Source organism: Moorena sp. SIO3I6 (assembly GCF_010672095.1).
Genome location: NZ_JAAHHU010001280.1, coordinates 1 through 1,461, shown reverse-complemented (window position 1 = coordinate 1,461; position 1,461 = coordinate 1). Strand labels below are relative to the sequence as shown.

The 1,461-nt window shown below is 42.2% G+C and carries 1 pseudogene; it reads left to right on the top strand.

Going from position 1 to position 1,461, the window contains the following annotated elements:
- Positions 1-744, top strand: a pseudogene (locus tag F6K49_RS48550) (lysine 2,3-aminomutase); the annotation flags it as partial.
- Positions 745-1,461 lie beyond the last annotated feature (717 nt).

Here is a 1,461-nt window from a genome sequence, read left to right as displayed (position 1 = left end):
CCGATGACCATGAAAGCACGACAGCTGGCTTTATATATCGAACCTTTATTAGAAGGGGAATTTGACCACATTCAAACTATTCGCATTGGAACCAAATCACTTTCTTATTGGCCCTACCGATATGTCACCGATGAAGATGCTGATGATTTGTTGCGTTTATTTGAAAAAGTAGTGCAACAGGGTAAGCATCTAGCCATCATGGCTCACTACGAACACTGGCGAGAACTAGATACACAAATCGCTCAAAAAGCAATCCAACGTATTCGCACAACGGGAGGGGAAATTCGGACCCAAGCTCCTGTTGTTCGCCACATCAATGATAGAGCCCATACCTGGGGGAAAATGTGGCAAATGCAGGTACGCTTAGGCTGTATTCCCTACTATATGTTTGTCGAACGACAAACAGGAGCTAAAGACTATTTTGAAATTCCTTTAGTTAAGGTTTGGGAAATTTATCGTCAAGCCATACAACAAGTATCGGGATTAGGGCGAACTGCTCGTGGTCCGGTAATGTCTGCCTTACCAGGAAAAGTCAAAATTGAAGGTATTAGCGAAATTCAAGGGGAGAAAGTGTTTGTTTTGTCTTTTTTACAAGCTCGTAACCCTCAGTGGTGCAATCGACCTTTCTTTGCCAGTTTTGATCCTGAGGCAACCTGGTTAGGAGATTTGAAGCCTGCTTTCGGTGAATCGAAATTTTTCTATGAAAGCGAGCTAGAAGAAATTTTGACCCGGAAGATGGTGTAAGGCGATTAACACAACTTAGCTAGAGGCTTTAAGCGATCGCACCCACAAAGTCCTTATGACTCTGTGGGTGAACCAGTAAGGTTAGCTACGTTCGATCCAAAATTTGAGCTAGAAATTAAGTAATCGGCCACAAGTAAAAGTAACTGTTGAAATAGCGAGCAGGCACTGAGGCTGTCGGCCACGCTACGGGAACGGAGGAGGAAGTAGAGAGAATTTTGGTAACTTTACAAAAATTAATAAATTATGGTTATTTTTGTCCATATACTTATCCCTGCTGACAGTGGAAGCTTAGTCCATGGGCAACCTGTGAAGTGTGTTACTTTTCTAAGGGACTCTATCATCAACTAGCGCTCCGTGTACTCAGATAATTGTCTGAGTTCCAGTGACTATTGACAAATTTCTGGGATATCTGTAAATTGTAGCTTATATTCTTATTATAGCGGCCTGTAATGTCAAAATACAGACCGTAATGGGTTTTGTTGGCCATGAAGTCCCCAAATTTAGGGCAAGTGTTTATGGGAAAGTTTAGCTCCTAAGCACTCCCTCTCTAGAAAGAAACAGAAAAAATTAATAAGCTTTTGCGTTTAGGAGACTGCTGGAATGTCTGATAAAACATCAGGATGCATTGGACTAGTTGAATTGCCTCAACTTAAGCTATCTGACCCCGATGGGAACGATTTTTATTCCCTGCGCAATTGGTTCCCATTTGCGCAGGAG